This window comes from Streptomyces sp. NPDC001927 (assembly GCF_053594455.1).
This window is the reverse complement of sequence record NZ_JBSFEN010000001.1, coordinates 152,804-170,083: the sequence shown is the minus strand read 5'-3', so window position 1 is coordinate 170,083 and position 17,280 is coordinate 152,804. Positions and strand designations below refer to the sequence as shown.

General features: G+C 73.8%; 17 protein-coding genes. 9 read left to right on the top strand and 8 right to left on the bottom strand.

The features are described from left to right. The first annotated feature begins 2 nt into the window (after window positions 1–2). The 3 genes from ACWCO8_RS00795 to ACWCO8_RS00785 all read left to right on the top strand — a co-directional run bounded on the left by ACWCO8_RS00795 (window position 3) and on the right by ACWCO8_RS00785 (window position 3,634). Window positions 3–1,199, top strand: a complete 1,197-nt coding sequence (locus ACWCO8_RS00795) for a sulfite oxidase (RefSeq protein WP_451030273.1) — start codon at window positions 3–5, stop codon at window positions 1,197–1,199. Between the two features lie 90 nt (window positions 1,200–1,289). Then, the gene (locus ACWCO8_RS00790; RefSeq protein ID WP_451030272.1) at window positions 1,290–2,522 is read left to right on the top strand and encodes an aminotransferase class I/II-fold pyridoxal phosphate-dependent enzyme; all 1,233 of its coding nucleotides are present in this window, start codon (window positions 1,290–1,292) and stop codon (window positions 2,520–2,522) included. Window positions 2,523–2,587: 65 nt separating this feature from the next. Continuing rightward, window positions 2,588–3,634, top strand: a complete 1,047-nt coding sequence (locus ACWCO8_RS00785; RefSeq protein ID WP_451030271.1) for an MBL fold metallo-hydrolase — start codon at window positions 2,588–2,590, stop codon at window positions 3,632–3,634. On the opposite strand, the gene ACWCO8_RS00780 is transcribed toward ACWCO8_RS00785, so the two are convergent. Together ACWCO8_RS00780 and ACWCO8_RS00775 are read right to left on the bottom strand one after the other, a co-directional pair. Continuing rightward, window positions 3,614–4,312, bottom strand: coding sequence for a DedA family protein (locus ACWCO8_RS00780; protein ID WP_451030270.1), 699 nt, complete (start codon window positions 4,310–4,312; stop codon window positions 3,614–3,616). The genes ACWCO8_RS00785 and ACWCO8_RS00780 overlap by 21 nt on opposite strands. Continuing rightward, a complete protein-coding gene (locus ACWCO8_RS00775) occupies window positions 4,309–5,082 on the bottom strand; it encodes an MBL fold metallo-hydrolase (protein WP_451030269.1) in 774 nt (257 codons plus the stop codon). Before ACWCO8_RS00775 ends, ACWCO8_RS00780 begins: the two co-directional genes overlap by 4 nt. A 307-nt stretch (window positions 5,083–5,389) precedes the next feature. Here ACWCO8_RS00775 and ACWCO8_RS00770 point away from each other — a divergent pair, with 307 nt between their 5' ends. From ACWCO8_RS00770 to ACWCO8_RS00745, 6 genes are all read left to right on the top strand, one after another. Continuing rightward, entirely contained in the window at window positions 5,390–5,794 is a 405-nt protein-coding gene (locus ACWCO8_RS00770) for a recombinase family protein (RefSeq protein WP_451030268.1), read from the top strand. 96 nt (window positions 5,795–5,890) lie between these two features. Beyond that, window positions 5,891–8,032 carry a phage holin family protein gene (locus tag ACWCO8_RS00765; RefSeq protein ID WP_451030267.1) on the top strand — a complete coding sequence of 714 codons (2,142 nt, stop codon included), beginning with the start codon at window positions 5,891–5,893 and terminating at the stop codon, window positions 8,030–8,032. A gap of 66 nt (window positions 8,033–8,098) precedes the next feature. Further along, window positions 8,099–9,544, top strand: a complete 1,446-nt coding sequence (locus tag ACWCO8_RS00760) for an amino acid permease (protein WP_451030266.1) — start codon at window positions 8,099–8,101, stop codon at window positions 9,542–9,544. 66 nt (window positions 9,545–9,610) lie between these two features. Further along, on the top strand, window positions 9,611–9,976 hold the full coding sequence (locus tag ACWCO8_RS00755) for a hypothetical protein (protein WP_451030265.1): 366 nt from the start codon (window positions 9,611–9,613) through the stop codon (window positions 9,974–9,976). A gap of 50 nt (window positions 9,977–10,026) precedes the next feature. Beyond that, entirely contained in the window at window positions 10,027–10,182 is a 156-nt protein-coding gene (locus ACWCO8_RS00750; protein ID WP_451030264.1) for a hypothetical protein, read from the top strand. Between the two features lie 55 nt (window positions 10,183–10,237). Further along, window positions 10,238–12,046, top strand: coding sequence for an alpha/beta hydrolase (locus tag ACWCO8_RS00745; RefSeq protein ID WP_451030263.1), 1,809 nt, complete (start codon window positions 10,238–10,240; stop codon window positions 12,044–12,046). Between the two features lie 42 nt (window positions 12,047–12,088). Here ACWCO8_RS00745 and ACWCO8_RS00740 read toward each other — a convergent pair whose 3' ends face one another. The 6 genes from ACWCO8_RS00740 to ACWCO8_RS00715 all read right to left on the bottom strand — a co-directional run bounded on the left by ACWCO8_RS00740 (window position 12,089) and on the right by ACWCO8_RS00715 (window position 17,234). Further along, complete coding sequence (locus ACWCO8_RS00740) at window positions 12,089–12,352, bottom strand: hypothetical protein (protein WP_451030262.1); 264 nt, start codon at window positions 12,350–12,352, stop codon at window positions 12,089–12,091. A 121-nt stretch (window positions 12,353–12,473) separates the two neighbouring features. Beyond that, a complete protein-coding gene (locus tag ACWCO8_RS00735; RefSeq protein ID WP_451030261.1) occupies window positions 12,474–13,679 on the bottom strand; it encodes a low temperature requirement protein A in 1,206 nt (401 codons plus the stop codon). Between the two features lie 54 nt (window positions 13,680–13,733). Then, window positions 13,734–14,408 (bottom strand): beta-glucanase, encoded by a 675-nt coding sequence (locus ACWCO8_RS00730; RefSeq protein ID WP_451030260.1) that lies wholly within the window; start codon window positions 14,406–14,408, stop codon window positions 13,734–13,736. Between the two features lie 92 nt (window positions 14,409–14,500). Further along, window positions 14,501–15,553 (bottom strand): mechanosensitive ion channel family protein, encoded by a 1,053-nt coding sequence (locus ACWCO8_RS00725; protein WP_451030259.1) that lies wholly within the window; start codon window positions 15,551–15,553, stop codon window positions 14,501–14,503. A 214-nt stretch (window positions 15,554–15,767) separates the two neighbouring features. Then, the gene (locus tag ACWCO8_RS00720) at window positions 15,768–16,934 is read right to left on the bottom strand and encodes a tyrosine-type recombinase/integrase (protein ID WP_451030258.1); all 1,167 of its coding nucleotides are present in this window, start codon (window positions 16,932–16,934) and stop codon (window positions 15,768–15,770) included. 72 nt (window positions 16,935–17,006) lie between these two features. After that, window positions 17,007–17,234, bottom strand: coding sequence for a helix-turn-helix domain-containing protein (locus ACWCO8_RS00715; protein WP_451030257.1), 228 nt, complete (start codon window positions 17,232–17,234; stop codon window positions 17,007–17,009). Window positions 17,235–17,280 lie beyond the last annotated feature (46 nt).

Genomic DNA, 17,280 nt, shown 5'->3' with positions numbered 1-17,280 from the left:
ACGTGCCCCACGAGTCCGCGCCGGCCCGCCGGTCCCTGCTGAAGCTGCTCGCCGCCGCCCCCACGGCCTCCGCGCTCGGCGGCCTGGCCACCGCGACCCCCGCGAAGGCCGCCACCACGCCCGGCATCCTCAAGCCGCTGCCGCCCGAGCTGTTCACGATCCGCGGCACCAACGCCGAGTCCCGCTTCGACGCCTTCCAGGACACCGGCCTCCTCACCCCCACGGAACGCTTCTTCGTCCGCAACCACACCTCCACCCCCGTCCTCGACGCCACCACCTGGCGGCTCACCCTCTGGGGCGACGGACTGCACGGCCGCGGCCCCGTCCACCTCACGTACGGACAGCTGCGCGACCTCCCCTCCGTCACCCGTACGGCCCTGGTCGAGTGCGCCGGAAACGGCCGCAGCCTCTACGCCGGCCAGCAGGGCGAGACCGTCACCGGCACCGCCTGGACCCTCGGCGCGATCGGCGCCGCCCGCTGGCGCGGCGCCCGCCTCTCCGACGTGCTGCGACGCGCCGGGATCGCCAGGGACGCCGTGGACGTCCAGCCGCGCGGCCTGGACGACGAGTACGTCACCGGGGGTGTGAACCTCGGCCGGGTCCGCAGGCCGCTGCCGGTGGCCAAGGCGCTCGACGACGTGATCCTCGCGTACGAGATGAACGGCGAGCCCCTCCCGTACGACCACGGCTACCCGGTCCGCGTCGTCGTGCCGTCCTGGGTCGGCATCTCCTCGGTCAAGTGGCTCGGCGACATCGAGGTCTCCACCACCCCGCTCTCCTCGCCCTGGTCCACCGACTACTACCGGCTCTTCGGCGCCGCGCATCCCCCCGGCGGCAGCGCGCCGATCACCCGCCAGACCCTCAAGTCCGGGTACGAGCTCCCCTTCGGCGCCACCCTCGAGGCGGGCCGCGTCCACCGCCTCACCGGCCGCGCCTGGTCCGCGCACGCGCCCGTGCGCCGGGTGGAGGTCTCCACCGACGGCGGCGCCCGATGGCGGCCCGCCCGGCTCCTCGACGCGCCCCGCCGCGACGGCTGGGTCCGCTGGACCACGCCGTGGCGCCCGCGCCACGCAGGCCCGGCGACGCTGCTCTCCCGGACCACCGACGCGGCCGGGAACGTCCAGCCCGAGCGGGCCGTCCACAACACGCAGGGCTACCTCTTCAACGCGGTCGTCCGCCACCCGGTCGCCGTCGCCTGAGACGGCGAACCTCCCCGAACCTTCGTATAAAGGCACTGGGGGCGCCGCGCCGGCGCCCCCCGATGCTCGGGTGCGCGGGAGGTGCGGGAGATGCGGCAGACGGCCCCGGAAGGGCGCGGACCCGTCAGCTACGGACCACCCGCCCCGGAGCCCGGTCTCCCCGTGCTGCCGGGCCTCGCCGCGATCCTCGCCGCCGCCGCGGACCGGACCGCCTTCGAACCGCCCGGCGGCGGCCCCATGCTCCGCGAGGCCGCCTCCGGCTACTGGTGGCGGCGCGGCCTGCGCACCCACGCCGAGGACGTGGTCGCCGCCCCCGGCGCCCGGCCCCTGATGCTGGCCCTGATCGCCGCCCACGGCGGCGACGTCCTGCTGCCCCGGCCCTGCCCGGCCTGGTGGACCCCGCAGGCCCGGCTCCTCGGCCGCCCCGCCTACCACGTGCCCACCCCCGCCGAGTGCGGCGGCGTGCCCGACCCGTACGCCCTGCTCGAAACCGTCCGCCGGGTCCGCGCCGAGGGCGGCCGGCCCCGGCTGCTGCTGCTCTCCGTCGCCGACGACACCACCGGCACCGTCGCCCCGCCCGAACTCCTCCGCGAGGCCTGCGAGGCCGCCGTCGCCGAGGGGCTGCACATCGTCAGCGACGAGACCTGGCGCGACACCCTGCACCGGCGCGCCGACACCGTCCTGCTGAGCCCCGCCGAGATGTGCCCCGACGACGTCACCGTCCTGTACGACCTGGCGGGCGCCCTCACCCCGCCGGCCTGGCCCTGCGCCGTGGCCCGCTTCCCGCCCACGGGGCGCGACCGCGCCGACCGCTACACGGACCCGCGCGCCCGCACCCTCGACGTCCTCACCGCGCTCGGTGCCTTCGTCGCGGGCCCCGTCGCCCCCGCCGCCGCGCACGCCCTCGACGAACCGGAGGACGTCACCGTACGGGCCGCCTGCGCCGCCGCCCTGCACGGGCACGTGGCCGCCGCCGTCCACCACGCGGTCCTCGCGGCGGGCGCTCTCGCCCGGCCGCCCCAGGCGGGCCGCCACCTCTACGCGGACCTCGGGCCGCTGCGCTCCGGGCTCGCCGCGCGGGGCGTCACGGACTCCATGGAGCTGGAGAACCACCTCGGCCGGCGGCTCGGCACGCCCGTACCCGGCGGGCACCGCTTCGGCGACGAACTCGGCGCCCTGCGCGTGCGGTTCGACACGGGCGCCTTCCTGGGCGCCGACGAGGAGGAACGGACGGAGTCCCTCACCTCCGCGAACCCGGTGGAACTGCCGCACGTGGCCCGGGCGTTGACCGATTTCGCAGCCGCCCTGGAAGAACTCCGGTGACCGCCGGGGCACTTCGACCGCCGACGAGACCGTTCCGACGAACCGCGTAGAAACGGAGCCCGCAGATGACGGAACAGACGGCACGGCCGACGCAGGCCCCGCAGCCCGTACGCGACGGCCGCACCGCCCCCGCCTCCGCCCCGTCGACCGTCCTCCGGCCCCTCGGCCGGACCAGGACCGACTGGCCCCGCTCCTTCACCGACCGCCTCACCGCCCCGCTCCCCGGCGTCCGCGCCATGGCCCGGCTCGCCCGCGAGGGCGCCGTCCGCCCCGGCGTCGAGGGGCTGCGCGGCATTCCGCTGCTGCCCTTCGCCCCCGGCCCGCTCCCCGAGGCCGGACCCGACACGCTCGCCGTCACCTGGGCGGGCCACGCCAGCTGGATCCTGCGCGTCGGCGGCCTCACCGTCCTCACCGACCCCGTCTGGTCCCGCCGCATCTTCGGGACCCCCGCCCGGATCACGCCCGTCGGGGTCCGCTGGGAGGACGTGCCGCCGGTGGACGCCGTCGTCATCAGCCACAACCATTTCGACCACCTCGACGCCCCGACCCTCAAGCGGCTGCCCAAGGAAACCCCGGTCTTCGTCCCCGCCGGCCTGGGGCGCTGGTTCGCCCGCCGCAGGTTCAGCCACGTCACCGAGCTCGACTGGTGGGAGGCGGCCGAACTCGACGGTGTGCGCTTCGCGTTCGTCCCCTCGCACCACTGGTCCAAGCGGACCCTCCTCGACACCTGCCGCTCGCTCTGGGGCGGCTGGGTGCTCGGCGACCGCACCGGCCGCCAGGTGTACTTCGCCGGTGACACCGGCTACGGCCACTGGTTCGCCGAGATCGGCGCCCGCCACCCCGGCATCGACCTCGCCCTGCTCCCGATCGGCGCCTACGAGCCGCGCTGGTGGCTCCGCGACGTGCACACCGACCCCGAGGAGGCCGTCCGCGCCTTCCAGGACCTCGGCGCGCGCCGGATGGCGCCCATGCACTGGGCGACGTTCGTGCTCTCCTCCGAGCCGGTCCTCGAACCGCTCACCCGCGTCAGAGCCGCCTGGGAACGGGCCGGACTGCCCCGCGAGGCCCTCTGGGACCTCCCGGTCGGCGCCTCACGCGTGCTCGTGCCCTGACCCGTGACTCTCCGACCCGCCGCCGCTCCCTGATCCCCGGCCCGGCCTGCCGCCGCGTCCCGTGCCCCGGACCCGCCGCCACAGGGCCGGAGCCGCGCTGATCAGCAGGGTCAGTCCGACCGCCGCCACCACGCCCTGCCACGGCTCGGGGAAGAGCGAGCCGCCCAGGATCCCGATCAGCTGGTACGTCGCCGCCCAGGCCAGGCACGCCGGTACGTCGCCGCGCACGAAGCGCCGCAGCGGCACCTGCGCGAGGAGGCACGCCAGCATCACCGGGATCCGCCCGGCCGGCACCAGGCGGGAGAGGACAAGGACCGAGACCTGGTGCGTGGCGAGCTTCTCCTGCGCCTGCGCGAGGCGGTCCGGGGTGACCCGGCTCTCCAGCGCGGCCAGCCACCGCGAGCCGTTGCGCGAACGGACCCCGCGCTGCCCGAGCCAGTACAGCGTCACGTCCCCGAGCAGCGCGGCGAAGGCGGACACCAGGAAGACGTAGAGCAGGGAGAGCGGTGAGGTCTGGTGGAAGGCGACCACGGCCGCGGAGCTGACGATCGCTCCGGTCGGCACCACCGGCACCAGTGAGCCGAGGGCCACGAGCAGGAACAGCGAGGGGTAGGCGACCGCCTGCTGCGTCGACTCCGGCGGCAGATCGCCGGCCGCCCCCAACAGACCATGGATCACCGGGCGACCTCGGGCCGCACCCGCGCGCCGTGACCGAGCAGGTGCACCGCCACCTTCGGGGCGAGCCGGGCCGCATGCCGGACGAACTCCTCGCCCGGCGCGTGGAACTCGTGCGGGCGCACCGCGTCCATCCCGATCGGCCAGTACGTGCCGTAGTGCACCGGCACCGCCGCCGCGGGGGAGAGCGCCGCGAGGGCCTGCGCCGCCCGGCCCGCGTCCAGATGGCCATGCCCCAGGTAAGGACCCCAGCCGCCGACCGGGAGCAGCGCCACGTCCACCGGGCCGACCGCCTCCGCCATGTCGTCGAAGAGCCCGGTGTCACCGGCGAAGTACGTCCGCGCCTCGCCCTCGACGACGTACCCGAGCGCGGGGGAGCGGTGCGGCCCCACCGGCAGCCGCCTCCCGTCGTGCCTCGCCGGCACGGCCCGTACCGTCACGCCCTCCACCGTCACCGTGTCGCCCGGGCTCACCTCGGTCACCCGCAGCCCCCGCCCGTCGAGCCTGCGCAGCCCGGGAACGGCCCGGGGCGCGCCGCGCGGCACCACGATCACGGTGCCGGGCGCGAGCCGGGCCAGCGAGGGCAGGTGCAGATGGTCGGCGTGCAGATGGGAGACGAGGACCGCCTCGGCGCGCGCGGCCTCGGGGGGCGGCGGTGCGCCGCGGCGCCGCCGCAGATGCGCCAGCCTGCGGGCGAAGAGCGGATCGGTGAGGAACCTGACCCCGGAGTCCTCGACCGTGCAGGTGGCATGACCCCACCAGGTGACCTCCACCGGCCCGCCGCCTTCCCTGCCGTCCTCGCCTTGTCTCGAGGGTAAATGTCCGGAGCGGGCGACGCGGGGCGTCTACGGTGGGATGCGGGGGTAGCCATCCGTCAGCAAGGGGATGGGAGTCGCGGTGAGCACGATGGGGACGACCTGCAATTCGGCGCAGTGCCCGCGCTGCGGGGGCGTCCTCGCCGTCACCCAGGACGGCTGGCGGATCTGCCACACCTGTGGCTACTCCTCGCCGCCGTGAGGCCCGGGCCCGCCGCCCGGACGTGGCCCCCTAGGGTGCCCCGGTTCGGAGTAGGGTCGGTCCATGGACGACGTTCGGGTGGCGGCGATCGCCAGCCTCACCCCGCTCGAGGAACTCGACAGCGACCCCTTCCTGGTCGACACCCGCAGCCAGCACGCCCTGTGCGCCCGCTGGGCCCTGGACAAGGGCTATGTGGTGGTCAGACAGCTTCTCTTCTACGGCATCCGGCCCGACCACGCCGCGCTCTGGGCGGACGTGGACGCCGGGGAGGTGGACCTCTTCGTCGCCGCCAACGAGCGCGTGCTCGCCCGGGCGTTGACCGATGCGGCCGGGTTCCACGCCGAGTGCGAGCGGCGCGGCGTACGGCTCGAGACCGCGGGTCTCGACGAGCCGGCCTACGACTCCGCCCGCAAGGCCGACGTGCACCGCAGGCTCTCCATGCCCACCGCCGGCTACGACGGCTGCTGACCCCGGCGACCCGCGTACCCCCGCCCCGCCCGGCTCGGCGCCATGTGGGTGATGTGCCACGCTTGAGGCAGGTAACGGGCGAAAGGTGAACCAGGCGTGGGTGACGGGCGATGGCGTACCGACGGCCGCTGGCGGACGGCGGGCAGCGCCCTGGTGCGGGTGATCGTGGTCTGGGCGGTGTCCACCCTGACCATGCTCGCGCTGGCCGGACTGCTCCCCGACTTCCAACTCCAGTCCGCCGACGGCGACAGCATCACCCGGACCGCGCTGACCGCCGTGTGGGGCGCGGGAGCCTTCGGTCTGCTCACCGCGCTCGTCTGGCCCGTCGTCGTCCGCGCGCTCCTGCTCGTACCGGCCCTGGTCCTCGGCCTGTTGGTGTTCTTCCTCAACGGTTCCCTGCTGCTCATCGCGCTCTGGTTGGTCCCCGACGGGCGCGGCGCGGCCGATCCCGAGACGGCCGTCGTGGTCGCCGCCGTGATGTCGGCCGTCGCCTCGGCCACCTCCACCGCCCTCGCGGTCCGGGACGACGACGCCTACCGCCGCCGCCTCTACCGGCTCGCGGACCGCAAGCGGCCCCGGGCGGTGAGCGGAGGCCCGGAGACCGTGCCGGGCACGCTCTTCCTGCAACTCGACGGCGTGGGCCACCGGGTGCTCCGCGACGCGGTCGCCGACGGGCTGATGCCGACCGTCGCCGAGTGGCTCGACACCAGCCACCGGCTCACCCCCTGGCGCACCGACTGGTCCAGCCAGACCGGCGCCAGCCAGCTCGGCATCCTGCACGGCTCCAACGAGGACGTGCCCGCCTTCCGCTGGTACGAGAAGGACACCGGCCGGCTGATGGTCTCCAACCGGCCCGCGAGCGCCGTCGAACTCCAGCGCCGCGCCATCGTCCGCACCGGCGACGGCGGACTGCTCACCGTCGACGGGGCCTCGCGCGGCAACCTGTTCAGCGGCGGCGCGGACCAGCTCGCCCTGGTCCTGTCGATGGCCGCCCGCAGGGGCCGGCGCAACCGCTCCCGCGCCGGATACTTCACGTACTTCTCCGACCCCGCCAACGCCGTCCGCACGGCCGGCTCCCTCGTCACCGAGGTCGTCCGCGAGCTCGCCCAGTCGACGCGGTCCCGGCTGCGCAAGGAGACCCCCAGGGTCTCGCGCGGCGGCCTCTACCCCTTCGTCCGCGCCTTCGCCACCGTCGTCGAGCGGGACGTGGTGGTCGCCGCGGTCATCGGTGACCTGCTGGCCGGACGGACCGCCGTCTACGCCGACCTCGTCGCCTACGACGAGGTCGCGCACCACTCCGGGCCGCACGGCCACGACACCGACCGGGTGCTCGCCCGGCTCGACCGGTCGATCGCGCTGCTCGCCAAGGTCGCCGAGCACGCGCCCCGCCCGTACCGGATCGTGCTCCTCTCCGACCACGGCCAGAGCCCAGGCCCGACCTTCGAGGGTGCCTACGGGCTGACCCTGCGGGATCTCGTCCGGGCCGGCTGCGGGCTGCCCGTACCGCGCAGGGTCCGCCGGACCCGCAGCGGTTCGGAGGCCCGGGACGCGGCCCGCGACGCGCTGCGCAGCGCGCTGCACCGGCCGGTGGACGAGGACGGTGAGCAGCCGGACGAGCAGGTGGGGGAGAAGGCCGAGCCCGTCGTGCTCGCCTCCGGGAACCTGGGTCTCATCTCCTTCCCCGGGGTTCCGCACCGGATGACCCGCGAGGAGATCGACCGCAGGCACCCCGCGCTGCTGCGCACCCTCGCCAACCACCCGGGCATCGGCTTCCTGCTGGTGGCGAGCGCCGAGCACGGTTCGGTCGTGCTCGGCAGGGACGGCACGGAGGTGCCGGTCGCCGCGCTCGCCGACGACGGACCGCTCGCGGTCTTCGGGCGCGGCGCGGCGGACGCGGTCCGGCGCACGGACGGCTTCCCGCACGTCGCCGACATCATGGTCAACTCGATGTACGACCCGGCGACCGGGACCGTGCACGCCTTCGAGGAGCAGATCGGTTCGCACGGCGGCCTCGGCGGCGAGCAGGGGCACCCCTTCCTGCTGTGGCCCGTGGACCTCTCGGAGCCGGTGCCGGGCGGGGCCGAACTGGTGGGCGCGGAGCAGGTCCATCAGGTGCTGCGCCGCTGGCTGTGGGAGTGCGCGGGGCCGCAGGTGCCGCTGGAGATTTCCCCGCCCACGAGCGATGCGGAAGCGTTTCTTCCGGTTGACCGGCCGGTCGCACCGGAGAAAAACGGCTGATTTGGCGGGGCGTCTCACCTCCCGGACCATGTTCGGGTTTGCACGACGAGAGGCGCACCACCCCCCATGAGCACGGCCACACCCGAACCGTCCGCGTCCACCGAAGAGACCAGGCACGCCCGCCGGTTCGGACTCCCGATCGCCACCGCCCTGGTCATGGGCAACATCATCGGCGGCGGGATCTTCCTGCTCCCCGCCTCCGTCGCCCCCTTCGGCACGATCAGCCTGGTCGCCTTCGGCATCCTCACCCTCGGCGCGATCGCCCTGGCCCTGGTGTTCGGCCGGCTCGCCCACCGCCACCCGCAGACCGGCGGCCCCTACGTCTACGCCCGCGCGGCCTTCGGTGACTTCGCCGGCTTCCTCGCCGCCTGGTCGTACTGGATCACGGCCTGGGTCTCCAACGCGGCGCTCGCCGTGGCCGCCGTCGGCTACCTCGACGTGCTCGTCCCGGTCCACGAGTCGAAGGCCGCCACCATCGCCGCCGCGCTGACCCTCCAGTGGCTGCCGGCGCTCGCCAACCTCGCGGGCACCCGCTACGTCGGGGCGGTGCAGCTCGTCGCGACCGTCCTCAAGTTCGTCCCGCTGCTCCTGGTCGCCGTCGGCGGGCTCTTCTTCTTCGACAGCGCCAACCTCGGCCCCTTCCAGGCGGGCGGCGACAGCGCGCTCGGCGCGGTCTCCGCCTCCGCCGCGATCCTGCTCTTCAGCTACCTGGGCGTCGAGTCGGCCGCCGTCAGCGCCGGCGAGGTCCGCGACCCCCGGCGCAACGTCGGCCGCGCGACCGTCCTCGGCACCCTGGGCGCCGCCACGATCTATCTCCTCGGCACGGTCGCCGTCTTCGGCACGGTGGCCCACGACCGGCTCGTCGACTCCACCGCCCCCTTCTCGGACGCCGTGAACGTCATGTTCGGCGGCTCTTGGGGCGGCACCGCCATCGCCTGCATGGCCCTGGTCTCCATGCTCGGCGCGCTCAACGGCTGGACGCTGCTCAGCGCCCAGACCCCGTACGCCGCCGCCCGCGACGGGCTCTTCCCGCAGGTCTTCACCCGCAAGCGGCGCGGCGTCCCGACGGTCGGCGTCCTCGTGACCGTCGTCCTGGCCTCGCTCCTGACGGTCTACAACTACACGGTCGGCACCGAGGGCGTCTTCGAGATCCTGGTCCTCGTCACCACCTTCACCGCCACCGTCCCGTACCTGCTCTCCACCGCCGCGCAGATCTACTTCCTGCTCTCCGGCCGCTCCGAGCGCGTCGACCGCGCACGTCTCGCCCGCGACGGCGTCCTGGCCGCCGCCGCGTTCGGCTTCTCCATGTGGCTGGTCGCGGGCTCCGGTTACGCGGCCGTCTACCAGGGCGTCCTGTTCCTCTTCGCGGGCGTGCTCGTCTACGCGTGGATGTCGGCCCGCAAGGTGCGCAGGGCGGAGGCGGCCGAGGCGCGGGCGGAGGCCTCCCCTCGTGGGGACGACGGCGTGACCGACGGCGCGGCCGAGCGCGTGAATTCGGGCGTGTCGGCGTAGGCCGCCCGGGCGGATCCGCCGCCCGTCCCGGCACGTCGGGCCCGTCCCGGGGCAGTACGCATCTCCATGAGCCCCGGCACGACCGCCCGCCCCGCGCCCACCGCTCCGGCGGGCGCGGCCCGGCGTGCCGTGCTCGTCGTCGCACTCGTGCTCGCCGCCCTGTTCGGGGTGGGCGCCGGCGGAGCCGGACCGGCCTGCGCGGAGGCCAGGCACCTGTCGTCGAGTCAGCCGGCCGATCCCGGCGGCGAGGCGCACGAGCTCACCGAGGCGGCCACGGCTCCCGGGCGGCTCCGCTCCCGGCGCCGGGGCGTCCGCCCCCGGGACCCGCGCGGGACCCCGGCCGGGGGCCCGTCCACCGCGCCAGGATCCGGATCCGTCCCCGTACCCCGTCCGCCCGGCGATGTCCGGCGGTGTGTGGTGATGCGCTGCTGAGAGGCCCGTCCCTCTCGCGCACCTCACCCCCCACCGCAAGGAGCTTCGCCATGCCCGTCGACCCCTTCGCCGTCCTGCGCGCCCTGCTGCGTGCCGAGGCCGCCCGCGCCGAACGCGGCGCGCCCGCCGAGCCGGAACGGCCACCGGCCCGTACGCCCGAGCCCGCCCCCGGCGGCCCGGGCCGCGAGGGACGTCCCACCCCGTAGGGGACCCGTCGGCGGGCCGGTTGCGGAACGGTGCACGGTGGACGAGGCTGACCCGATGACCTCGACCGACCGGCATCCCACCACCGATCGGTCCGCCGGCCCCACCGGCCGCGACAAGGCCCTCACCGACTGCCTGGGAAGGCTCCGCGAGCGGCTCCCGGCCCTCGCCCGCCGGCCCTACTGGGACCGCCCCGACCCCGCGTACCTGATCCGCCGCTGGCCCGACCTGACCGCGCTCTGCGCCGCCACGCTCTTCTTCTGGGCCTCCCTCACCCCCTCGCTCGTCCCGCGCCCCTGGTACCTCCAGGGCGTCGTCGGCGGCATCACGGCCGCCATCGGGTACGCGCTCGGCTCCTCGGCCGCCTGGCTGGTCCGGGCGCTCTCGCCCCGGCTTCCGGGCGAGCGCTTACGGGCCCGGTGCTGGCAGGCGTACTGGGTCATCGCCCCCGTGCTCTCGGGATGGCTGATCTCCGAGAGCGCCCGGATGCAGCGTCAGCTCCGGGACCTGCAGGGCCTGCCGCCCGGCCTGACCTGGCACACGCCGATGATCGCGCTGATGGCGCTCGCGCTCCTGCTCGCCCTCCTCCTCGTCGCCCGGGCCGTACGGCTCGCCTCCGCCCGGCTGATCCGGCTGCTCGGCCGGCTCCTGCCCAAGCCGGTCGCCTTCGCCGTCGGGGCGCTGCTCTCGACCCTCGCCGTCCTCGTCGGAGTCCGGGACGTGGTCTTCGACCGGGGGATCGTCGACATCGCCGACCGGATCGCCGAGGCGACCAACGGCGGGACGAAGGAGGGCATCCACCGGCCCGTCTCGCGGTACGTCTCCGGTGGCCCGGGCTCCCTCATCGCCTGGCAGGACCTCGGCTACCAGGGCCGCAACTTCACCGGCTCCGTCCCCACCCGCGCCCGCGTCACCGCCGTCAGCGGCGGTCCGGCCATGGACCCGGTCCGCGTCTACATACCCTCGGCGCTGCCCGCCGCCTTCACGGACGAGCGCCCCTTCGCCGCGCAGGCCCGGCTCGCCGTCCGCGAACTGGAGCGCACCGGCGCCTTCGACCGCCAGGTCCTCGTCGTCGCGGGCACCACCGGCACCGGCTGGGTCAACCCGAACGTGGCCGAGCCGCTCGAGTTCATGTACGGCGGCGACACCGCGATCGTCGCCGTCCAGTACTCGTACCTGCCGAGCTGGGTCTCCTTCCTCGTCGACAAGGAGAAGGCCGGGCAGGCCACCCGGGCGCTCGTCCAGGCCGTGCGCGCCCGGATCGACGCGCTCCCCGCCGAGCGCAGGCCCACGTTCCTGGTCACCGGCGAGAGCCTCGGGGCCTACGCCGTGGAGGCCTCCTTCGACGGCCCCGACGACCTGCTCGCCCGCACCGACGGGGCCCTGCTGCTCGGCACCCCGAACTTCTCCCCGGCCTCCCAGGAGATCCGCCGCGACCGGGACCCCGGCAGCCCGGTGTGGCGGCCGCAGTACGAGGGCGGCGCGCGCGTGCGCTTCGCCCAGTTCCCCGCGGCCGACCTCGCCCGGCCCCCGGCCCGCTGGCAGTTCCCGCGCGCGGTCTATCTGCAGAACGCCTCCGACCCGGTCGTCTGGTGGTCGCCCGACCTCCTCCTGGAACGCCCCGCGTGGCTGGCGGACCCGCTCGGCCCGGACATCACGCCCGAGATCGACTGGTTCCCGTTCGTCGCCTTCTGGCAGACCTCGATCGACATGGCCGTCTCGTACGGAGTGCAGGCCCCGCACGGCCACCGCTACGGGGCCGGCGCCGTGGACGGCTGGGCGGCGGTGGCGCCTCCGGAGGGCTGGACGGCCGCCGACACGACCAGACTGCGCGCCTACATCCAGCACCGGGCGGCCGCGTACTGAGCCGCCGCATCAGCGCCTCCTCGTCCGGGACGGTCCTCGGGGTCAGCCGGCCGACGGGCCGTCGGGAGAGGTAGGCGCGGCGGGCGTCCGGCTCCACCTGGGCGCGCCGCGCTCGTGGTGCGGATAGCCGTCGTGGACCAGGGTCCGCAGCAGGTGGTACGTCGTGTCGAGCGGCAGCCCGGCGGTCCGCGAGACGCGCTTGGCGACGATCTCCAGGAGGAGCAGGGCGCGCCGGACGGAGCCGATCAGCGTCGGCTTCCGCTCGGGCGTGGCGGGAGGGACCGCGTGCGGGACCGTGGGAGCCATGGGGCCAGTGTGCCGAGGCGGGGGCGAGCGCGGGCCGGGGTCGCCGAGCCTTGTGCGATCGGCCCGCACGGATCGAGCCGGAGTGCGACGATCCTCCAACCGGCCCGGCAGGAAGGCCCTTTCAGCCCGCTGCCCGGGCGTCCGCAGCCCCCGCGCCCCGGCCGTGCAGGGCGACGAGCGTGATCAGACCGGCCGCGAGGACCACGAGGGCCACGAGGGCGGGGACGAGACCGACGAGCGCGCCGGAGGCGAGGGCGCACACCCCGCCCACGGCGAGGACCGTCGGGCGGCGGCCCGAGGAGCGCAGCACGATCGCGGCGCCGCCGAGCAGGAAGACCCCGACCCCGCCCGTCAGCGACCAGGCGACCACCCCGTGCAGCGGCTCGGCGAGGTCGTAGTGGCCGGTGTCGGCGACCTGTTGCAGGACCTTCTTCATACCGAGCGCGCAGAGCACGACTCCCGCGACCAGAGGCAGATGCAGGAAGGTGTACGTGTCCCGGGCGAACCGGGTCCGCTCGTCGCCGTCCAGCGCGGCGAGCCGGTGCTCGGCCCCCTCCGCGAGCCGCCAGAAGTACAGCGCCCACAGCGCGGCCGACAGCAGCAGCCCCGCGGCCGCCGCGCCCAGGACGGCGACCGTGACGGGGAAGCCGGAGACCCCCACGCCCATCGCCACGATCGACTCGCCGAGCGCGATGATGACGATCAGGCCGTGCCGCTCGGAGAAGTGCGCGGGGGAGTTGACCCGCCAGCCGGACGCCCCCGTCACGTAGATGCCGCCGTAGTCGATGACCACCGCGCCCAGCCACAGCAGGAGTTGGACCCTGCCGGTGTAGGCGGAGCCGATCAGGAGCAGCACCAGCGGCGGCAGGACGGACAGCAGCGCGGTGCGCCGCAGCGTGGCCCGCAGGGCGGCGTCGTCGGGGCTGGAGAGCCAGTACGAGACCAGATGGAGCACGCGCACGGCTCCGTAGCAGAGCACGAAGAGCAGCGGCGCCGAGAGCCCGCCCGGCTGGTCCGCGAACACCTCGGGCACCACGAGCGACACGATGAAGACGACCGCCATCACGGTGACGAGCACGGCGAACAGCGCGCCCGAGTCGGCCCGTACGACATTGCCCAGCCAGGCGAAGCAGCACCAGCACCACCAGAGCAGCGCGAGCACGATCATCGCGCCGACGACCCGGGTCGTCGAGGGATCGGCCGCCATCAGGGCGGTCACCTGGGTGATCGCGTACACGAACACCAGGTCGAAGAAGAGCTCCGCAGGCGTCACCCGGTGTTCGTCCCCGGCCGCGACCATCCGCGCCCGGTCCCTGCGCCACGCCATGTGCGTCTCCCGCCGTCCCGTCGGCGACCCCCGCCGCCACGGCGCGAACACTACCTACGGACGGGGCCGGAACGCCCGCAGGTCGCGTACTTCGAAGGACATCTCGCGCGTCCCCGGATCCGGCGCCGGGTGATAACGGCCCGCGCAGACCGAGAGATTGACGATCAGACAGGCGTGCCAGGACGCGCCGACCCCGCGCCCGTCGGCGAACACCTTCTCGTCGTCGAGCCACCACACCACCGAGCGCGCGCCGAACTCGGTCCGCAGCCGGATCCAGCCGCCGGGCCGCACCGAGGGGGAGCGGTGGTAGAGGTGGGCGCCCCGGACGCGGTTCGACAGTTCGAGCAGGTCGGGGTTGTCGGGGTGGTACTCGAAGACGTCGATCTCCTGGCCGCCGTCCCGCCAGGTCCAGATCGCCGGCCACGCCCCGGTCTCCTCGGGGAGCCGCACCCGCGCCTCCAGGACGTCCCCGGCGCGCACCTCGAACCCCTGCGGACTGCCCTCCGTCGTCAGCAGCCCGGAATCCCACAGCCCGTCGGGCCTGCGGGTCGCGCGGAAGACCCCGGACCGGCTGTAGGCGGGGTCCTCCACCAGGTGGTCCAGCTTGTTGTCACCCCGGTTGGTCGGTCCGCCGTTCGGATACGCCCAGGAGCGCCCGGCGACCCACTGGTCCCGTGAGGTGAAGTCGGCGGTGAAGACGGGCTCGGAGTCGAGGGGCGAGGACGGCATGGTGGGCTCCTCGGGCAGGGGCTGTGATGGGCCACCCGATATCTGCCCGCGCCGGCCGCCACCATGCGGAGGCGCTCACTCCTTGTCGAGAACTAGTCACGGTGTGTTGACATGGTGGCAGGTGCCGTGACGACGCGCGGGAGCGCGGCCGGGTGCTCGCGGACGAGCCAGCCGACGAGCTCCTCGCGCACCGCGCAGCGCGTGGTCCACACGTCGTCGGCGTCCTTCGCGGTCACCAGCGCGCGGACCGTTATCCCGGTCGGGGAGGTGTCCGTGACGGCGAGGTCCCAGCCCCGCCGGTCCCAGGTGGGGCAGGTCTCCAGGAACTCCCGCAGGTGCGCGCGCATCGCCTCGACGGGCGTCGAGTGGTCGCAGTGGACGAAGACCGTGCCGGTCATCTCCGCCCCGCCCCGCGACCAGTTCTCGAAGGGCCGGGAGGTGAAGTACGAGACGGGCAACGTGACCCGTCGCTCGTCCCAGGTCCGTACGGTGAGGAAGGTCAGCGTCACCTCCTCCACCACACCCCACTCACCGTCGACGACGACCGTGTCGCCGATGCGCACCATGTCGCCGAAGGCGATCTGGAACCCGGCGAAGAGGTTCCCGAGCGTCGACTGCGCCGCGACACCGGCCACGATGCCGATGATCCCGGCCGAGGCGAGCAGCGAGGTGCCGAGGGTGCGGAAGGACGGGAAGGTCACCAGGGCCACCGCCGTGGCGACCACTCCGACGACGACGGCCACCACGCGCAGAATGAGCGTGACCTGCGTACGGACCCGGCGCACCCGGGCCAGGTCGCTGGAGCGCCCGGCGTACCGCGCGTACGAGGACTCGACGACGGCCGCCGCGACCCGCACGGCCAGCCAGGCGCCGCCGCCGATCAGACAGAGCAGCAGGACGTGGCTCACCCCCGCCCGGTGCTCGCGCAACGGCCCCCAGTCCGAGGCGCGCTGGGTCCACCCGAGCAGGGCGGCCAGCAGGACGACGTACAGCGGTGTGCGGCACCGGCGCAGCAGCCCCCAGAGCGGCGTCTCGGGATGGCGGGCGTCCGCGTGCCGCAGGAACAGGTCGGCGGCGCGGGCGACGGCGAAGGTCACGAGCGCCGAACCGCCGAGCACCAGCGCGAGTCGAAGAAGGCTCTCCATGGATCCCCAGAACTCCCCGGTCGATGAGTCGTGGACGCGTACAGGTCGGTCCTGCTCGCCTCACCACCGAACGGCCCGCCAAACCCCCGGCGCGCGCGGCCCGGGCCCCGATTACCTCACACGTAACTCCGGGCGCGCGGTGGGCCCAGGTCACAGCCACAGATCGGTGCTCCGTGGCTGTTGGGGAGCCAAGTGGGGAGCCACCGCCCGTCAGTTACGCCTTCGGCCGGAAGATCTCGTCCATGGCTTCCGCCCCCTCCGTGATTACGGGGCGGATCTGCTTGCGGTAGACCGTCTCCGTCGTCGCGGTGCCGCTGTGGCCGACCAGCCTGGCGATGACCTCGATCGGGGTCCCGTGATCCGAAAGCAGGGAGACGAAGCTCGTTCGGAGCTCCCGGGTTGTCCAGTCCTTCGGATTCGAGAAGCCGGCGCTCTTGAGCAGCGACCGCAGCTCGCGCAGAACGTCCGTGGAACTCCGCTGGGTCGCGTCTGCATGACCGAACACGAGCCGCTCTGCGGACCACTCAATCCCGCTGGCGGCGCACTCGGCCTGCTGCGTCTGCCGATACTGCGTCAGTACAACGGCGGCATGGTGAGGCATTGTCAGCGATCGCTTGCTCTTGCGTGTCTTGGTCTCCCCCTGCTTCCTCACTGAGCGCCAGACGTCGATGTACGGGCGATCGTCCCCGTCGGTGTCGATGTGGACGTGAGACCAGGTGAGGGGGCGCTCCTCTTCCGTGCGGACCCCGACAAGAAGTGCCAGCACCACGTAGGCGTGAATCCACGATCCTTGCTCAGCGTGGAGGACTGCATGGGCCTCTTCCAAGGAGAGGGACTTGCTGGGGCGGCCTTCCCGCCCCTGCGGGAGTTCGCCGAACTCGGCGACGTTTCGTGCGACCTTTCCGTCGCGTTGAGCGAGAGCGATCGACCGGCGGAGAATGGACCGGATCCGCTTCAGCGTCTCGTGCGAGACTTCCTCAGCCTTCGCGGCCAGCCACTCGTCCACCTCATCAGGCGAAAGGTCTGCGATCTTGGCTTTCCCCAGATCAGGGATGACGTGGTTCTTGGCCAGGCTTCGATACGTCTTGAGGCTGCGTTCCTCTCGTCCGCGCAGCCCGCGGTTGAGCCAAGTGTTCACGACCCTCTCGACGGTGTGCTTTGCGGAAGGCTGAACACCGACCTCCAGCTCCCTCCTGAGCTGTCGCAGTTTGCTGCGCACTTCCGTCTTCGTCTTTCCTGAGACCTTCGGACGTCGCCGAGTTCCGTTCGGCTCGTGGCCGAGCGAGATGGCTCCGACGTATCGGTTCTTGGACTTGTCCCAGTAGATGGAGTCCTCTCCGTTTGCCGCTTTTTTGCGCGGTGAGGGGTCGCTGTTGGTCAAGGTGTGGGTGCCTCTCCGAAAGGGCGGAGGCCGCGCCTAGTGGCGCGGCCTCCGGGGGTGCGGTGCTGACTGTCAGGCGGCTTGGGCTTCGCGTTTCAGCAGTTCGACGTACTCCTCGATGTACTCCGTGGGGACGAGGCGCCGCCGGCCGACGCGAACCGTCCGCAGTCGTCCCAGTCGGATCTCCTCCCAGGCGGTGGTGCGCTCGAAGCCGAGCATGTAGGCGGCGTCGGAAACGGGGTGGAGGCGCCGCTGGAGAGGCATGGAGGTCACGGGCTGGGGCGGTTTGGCGGTTGCCATGAGGCTCCTTCAGCGCGGTCTGAGGTGACAGAACCCTAGGGTGTGC

Coding starts and splice junctions, on each gene's coding strand:
- ACWCO8_RS00790 (WP_451030272.1), top strand. CDS start 1,290: ATGCGGCAGACGGCCCCGGAAGGGCGCGGACCCGTCAGCTACGGACCA.
- ACWCO8_RS00785 (WP_451030271.1), top strand. CDS start 2,588: ATGACGGAACAGACGGCACGGCCGACGCAGGCCCCGCAGCCCGTACGC.
- ACWCO8_RS00770 (WP_451030268.1), top strand. CDS start 5,390: ATGGACGACGTTCGGGTGGCGGCGATCGCCAGCCTCACCCCGCTCGAG.
- ACWCO8_RS00760 (WP_451030266.1), top strand. CDS start 8,099: ATGAGCACGGCCACACCCGAACCGTCCGCGTCCACCGAAGAGACCAGG.
- ACWCO8_RS00755 (WP_451030265.1), top strand. CDS start 9,611: ATGAGCCCCGGCACGACCGCCCGCCCCGCGCCCACCGCTCCGGCGGGC.
- ACWCO8_RS00750 (WP_451030264.1), top strand. CDS start 10,027: ATGCCCGTCGACCCCTTCGCCGTCCTGCGCGCCCTGCTGCGTGCCGAG.
- ACWCO8_RS00745 (WP_451030263.1), top strand. CDS start 10,238: ATGACCTCGACCGACCGGCATCCCACCACCGATCGGTCCGCCGGCCCC.
- ACWCO8_RS00740 (WP_451030262.1), bottom strand. CDS start 12,352: ATGGCTCCCACGGTCCCGCACGCGGTCCCTCCCGCCACGCCCGAGCGG.
- ACWCO8_RS00735 (WP_451030261.1), bottom strand. CDS start 13,679: ATGGCGTGGCGCAGGGACCGGGCGCGGATGGTCGCGGCCGGGGACGAA.
- ACWCO8_RS00730 (WP_451030260.1), bottom strand. CDS start 14,408: ATGCCGTCCTCGCCCCTCGACTCCGAGCCCGTCTTCACCGCCGACTTC.
- ACWCO8_RS00725 (WP_451030259.1), bottom strand. CDS start 15,553: ATGGAGAGCCTTCTTCGACTCGCGCTGGTGCTCGGCGGTTCGGCGCTC.
- ACWCO8_RS00715 (WP_451030257.1), bottom strand. CDS start 17,234: ATGGCAACCGCCAAACCGCCCCAGCCCGTGACCTCCATGCCTCTCCAG.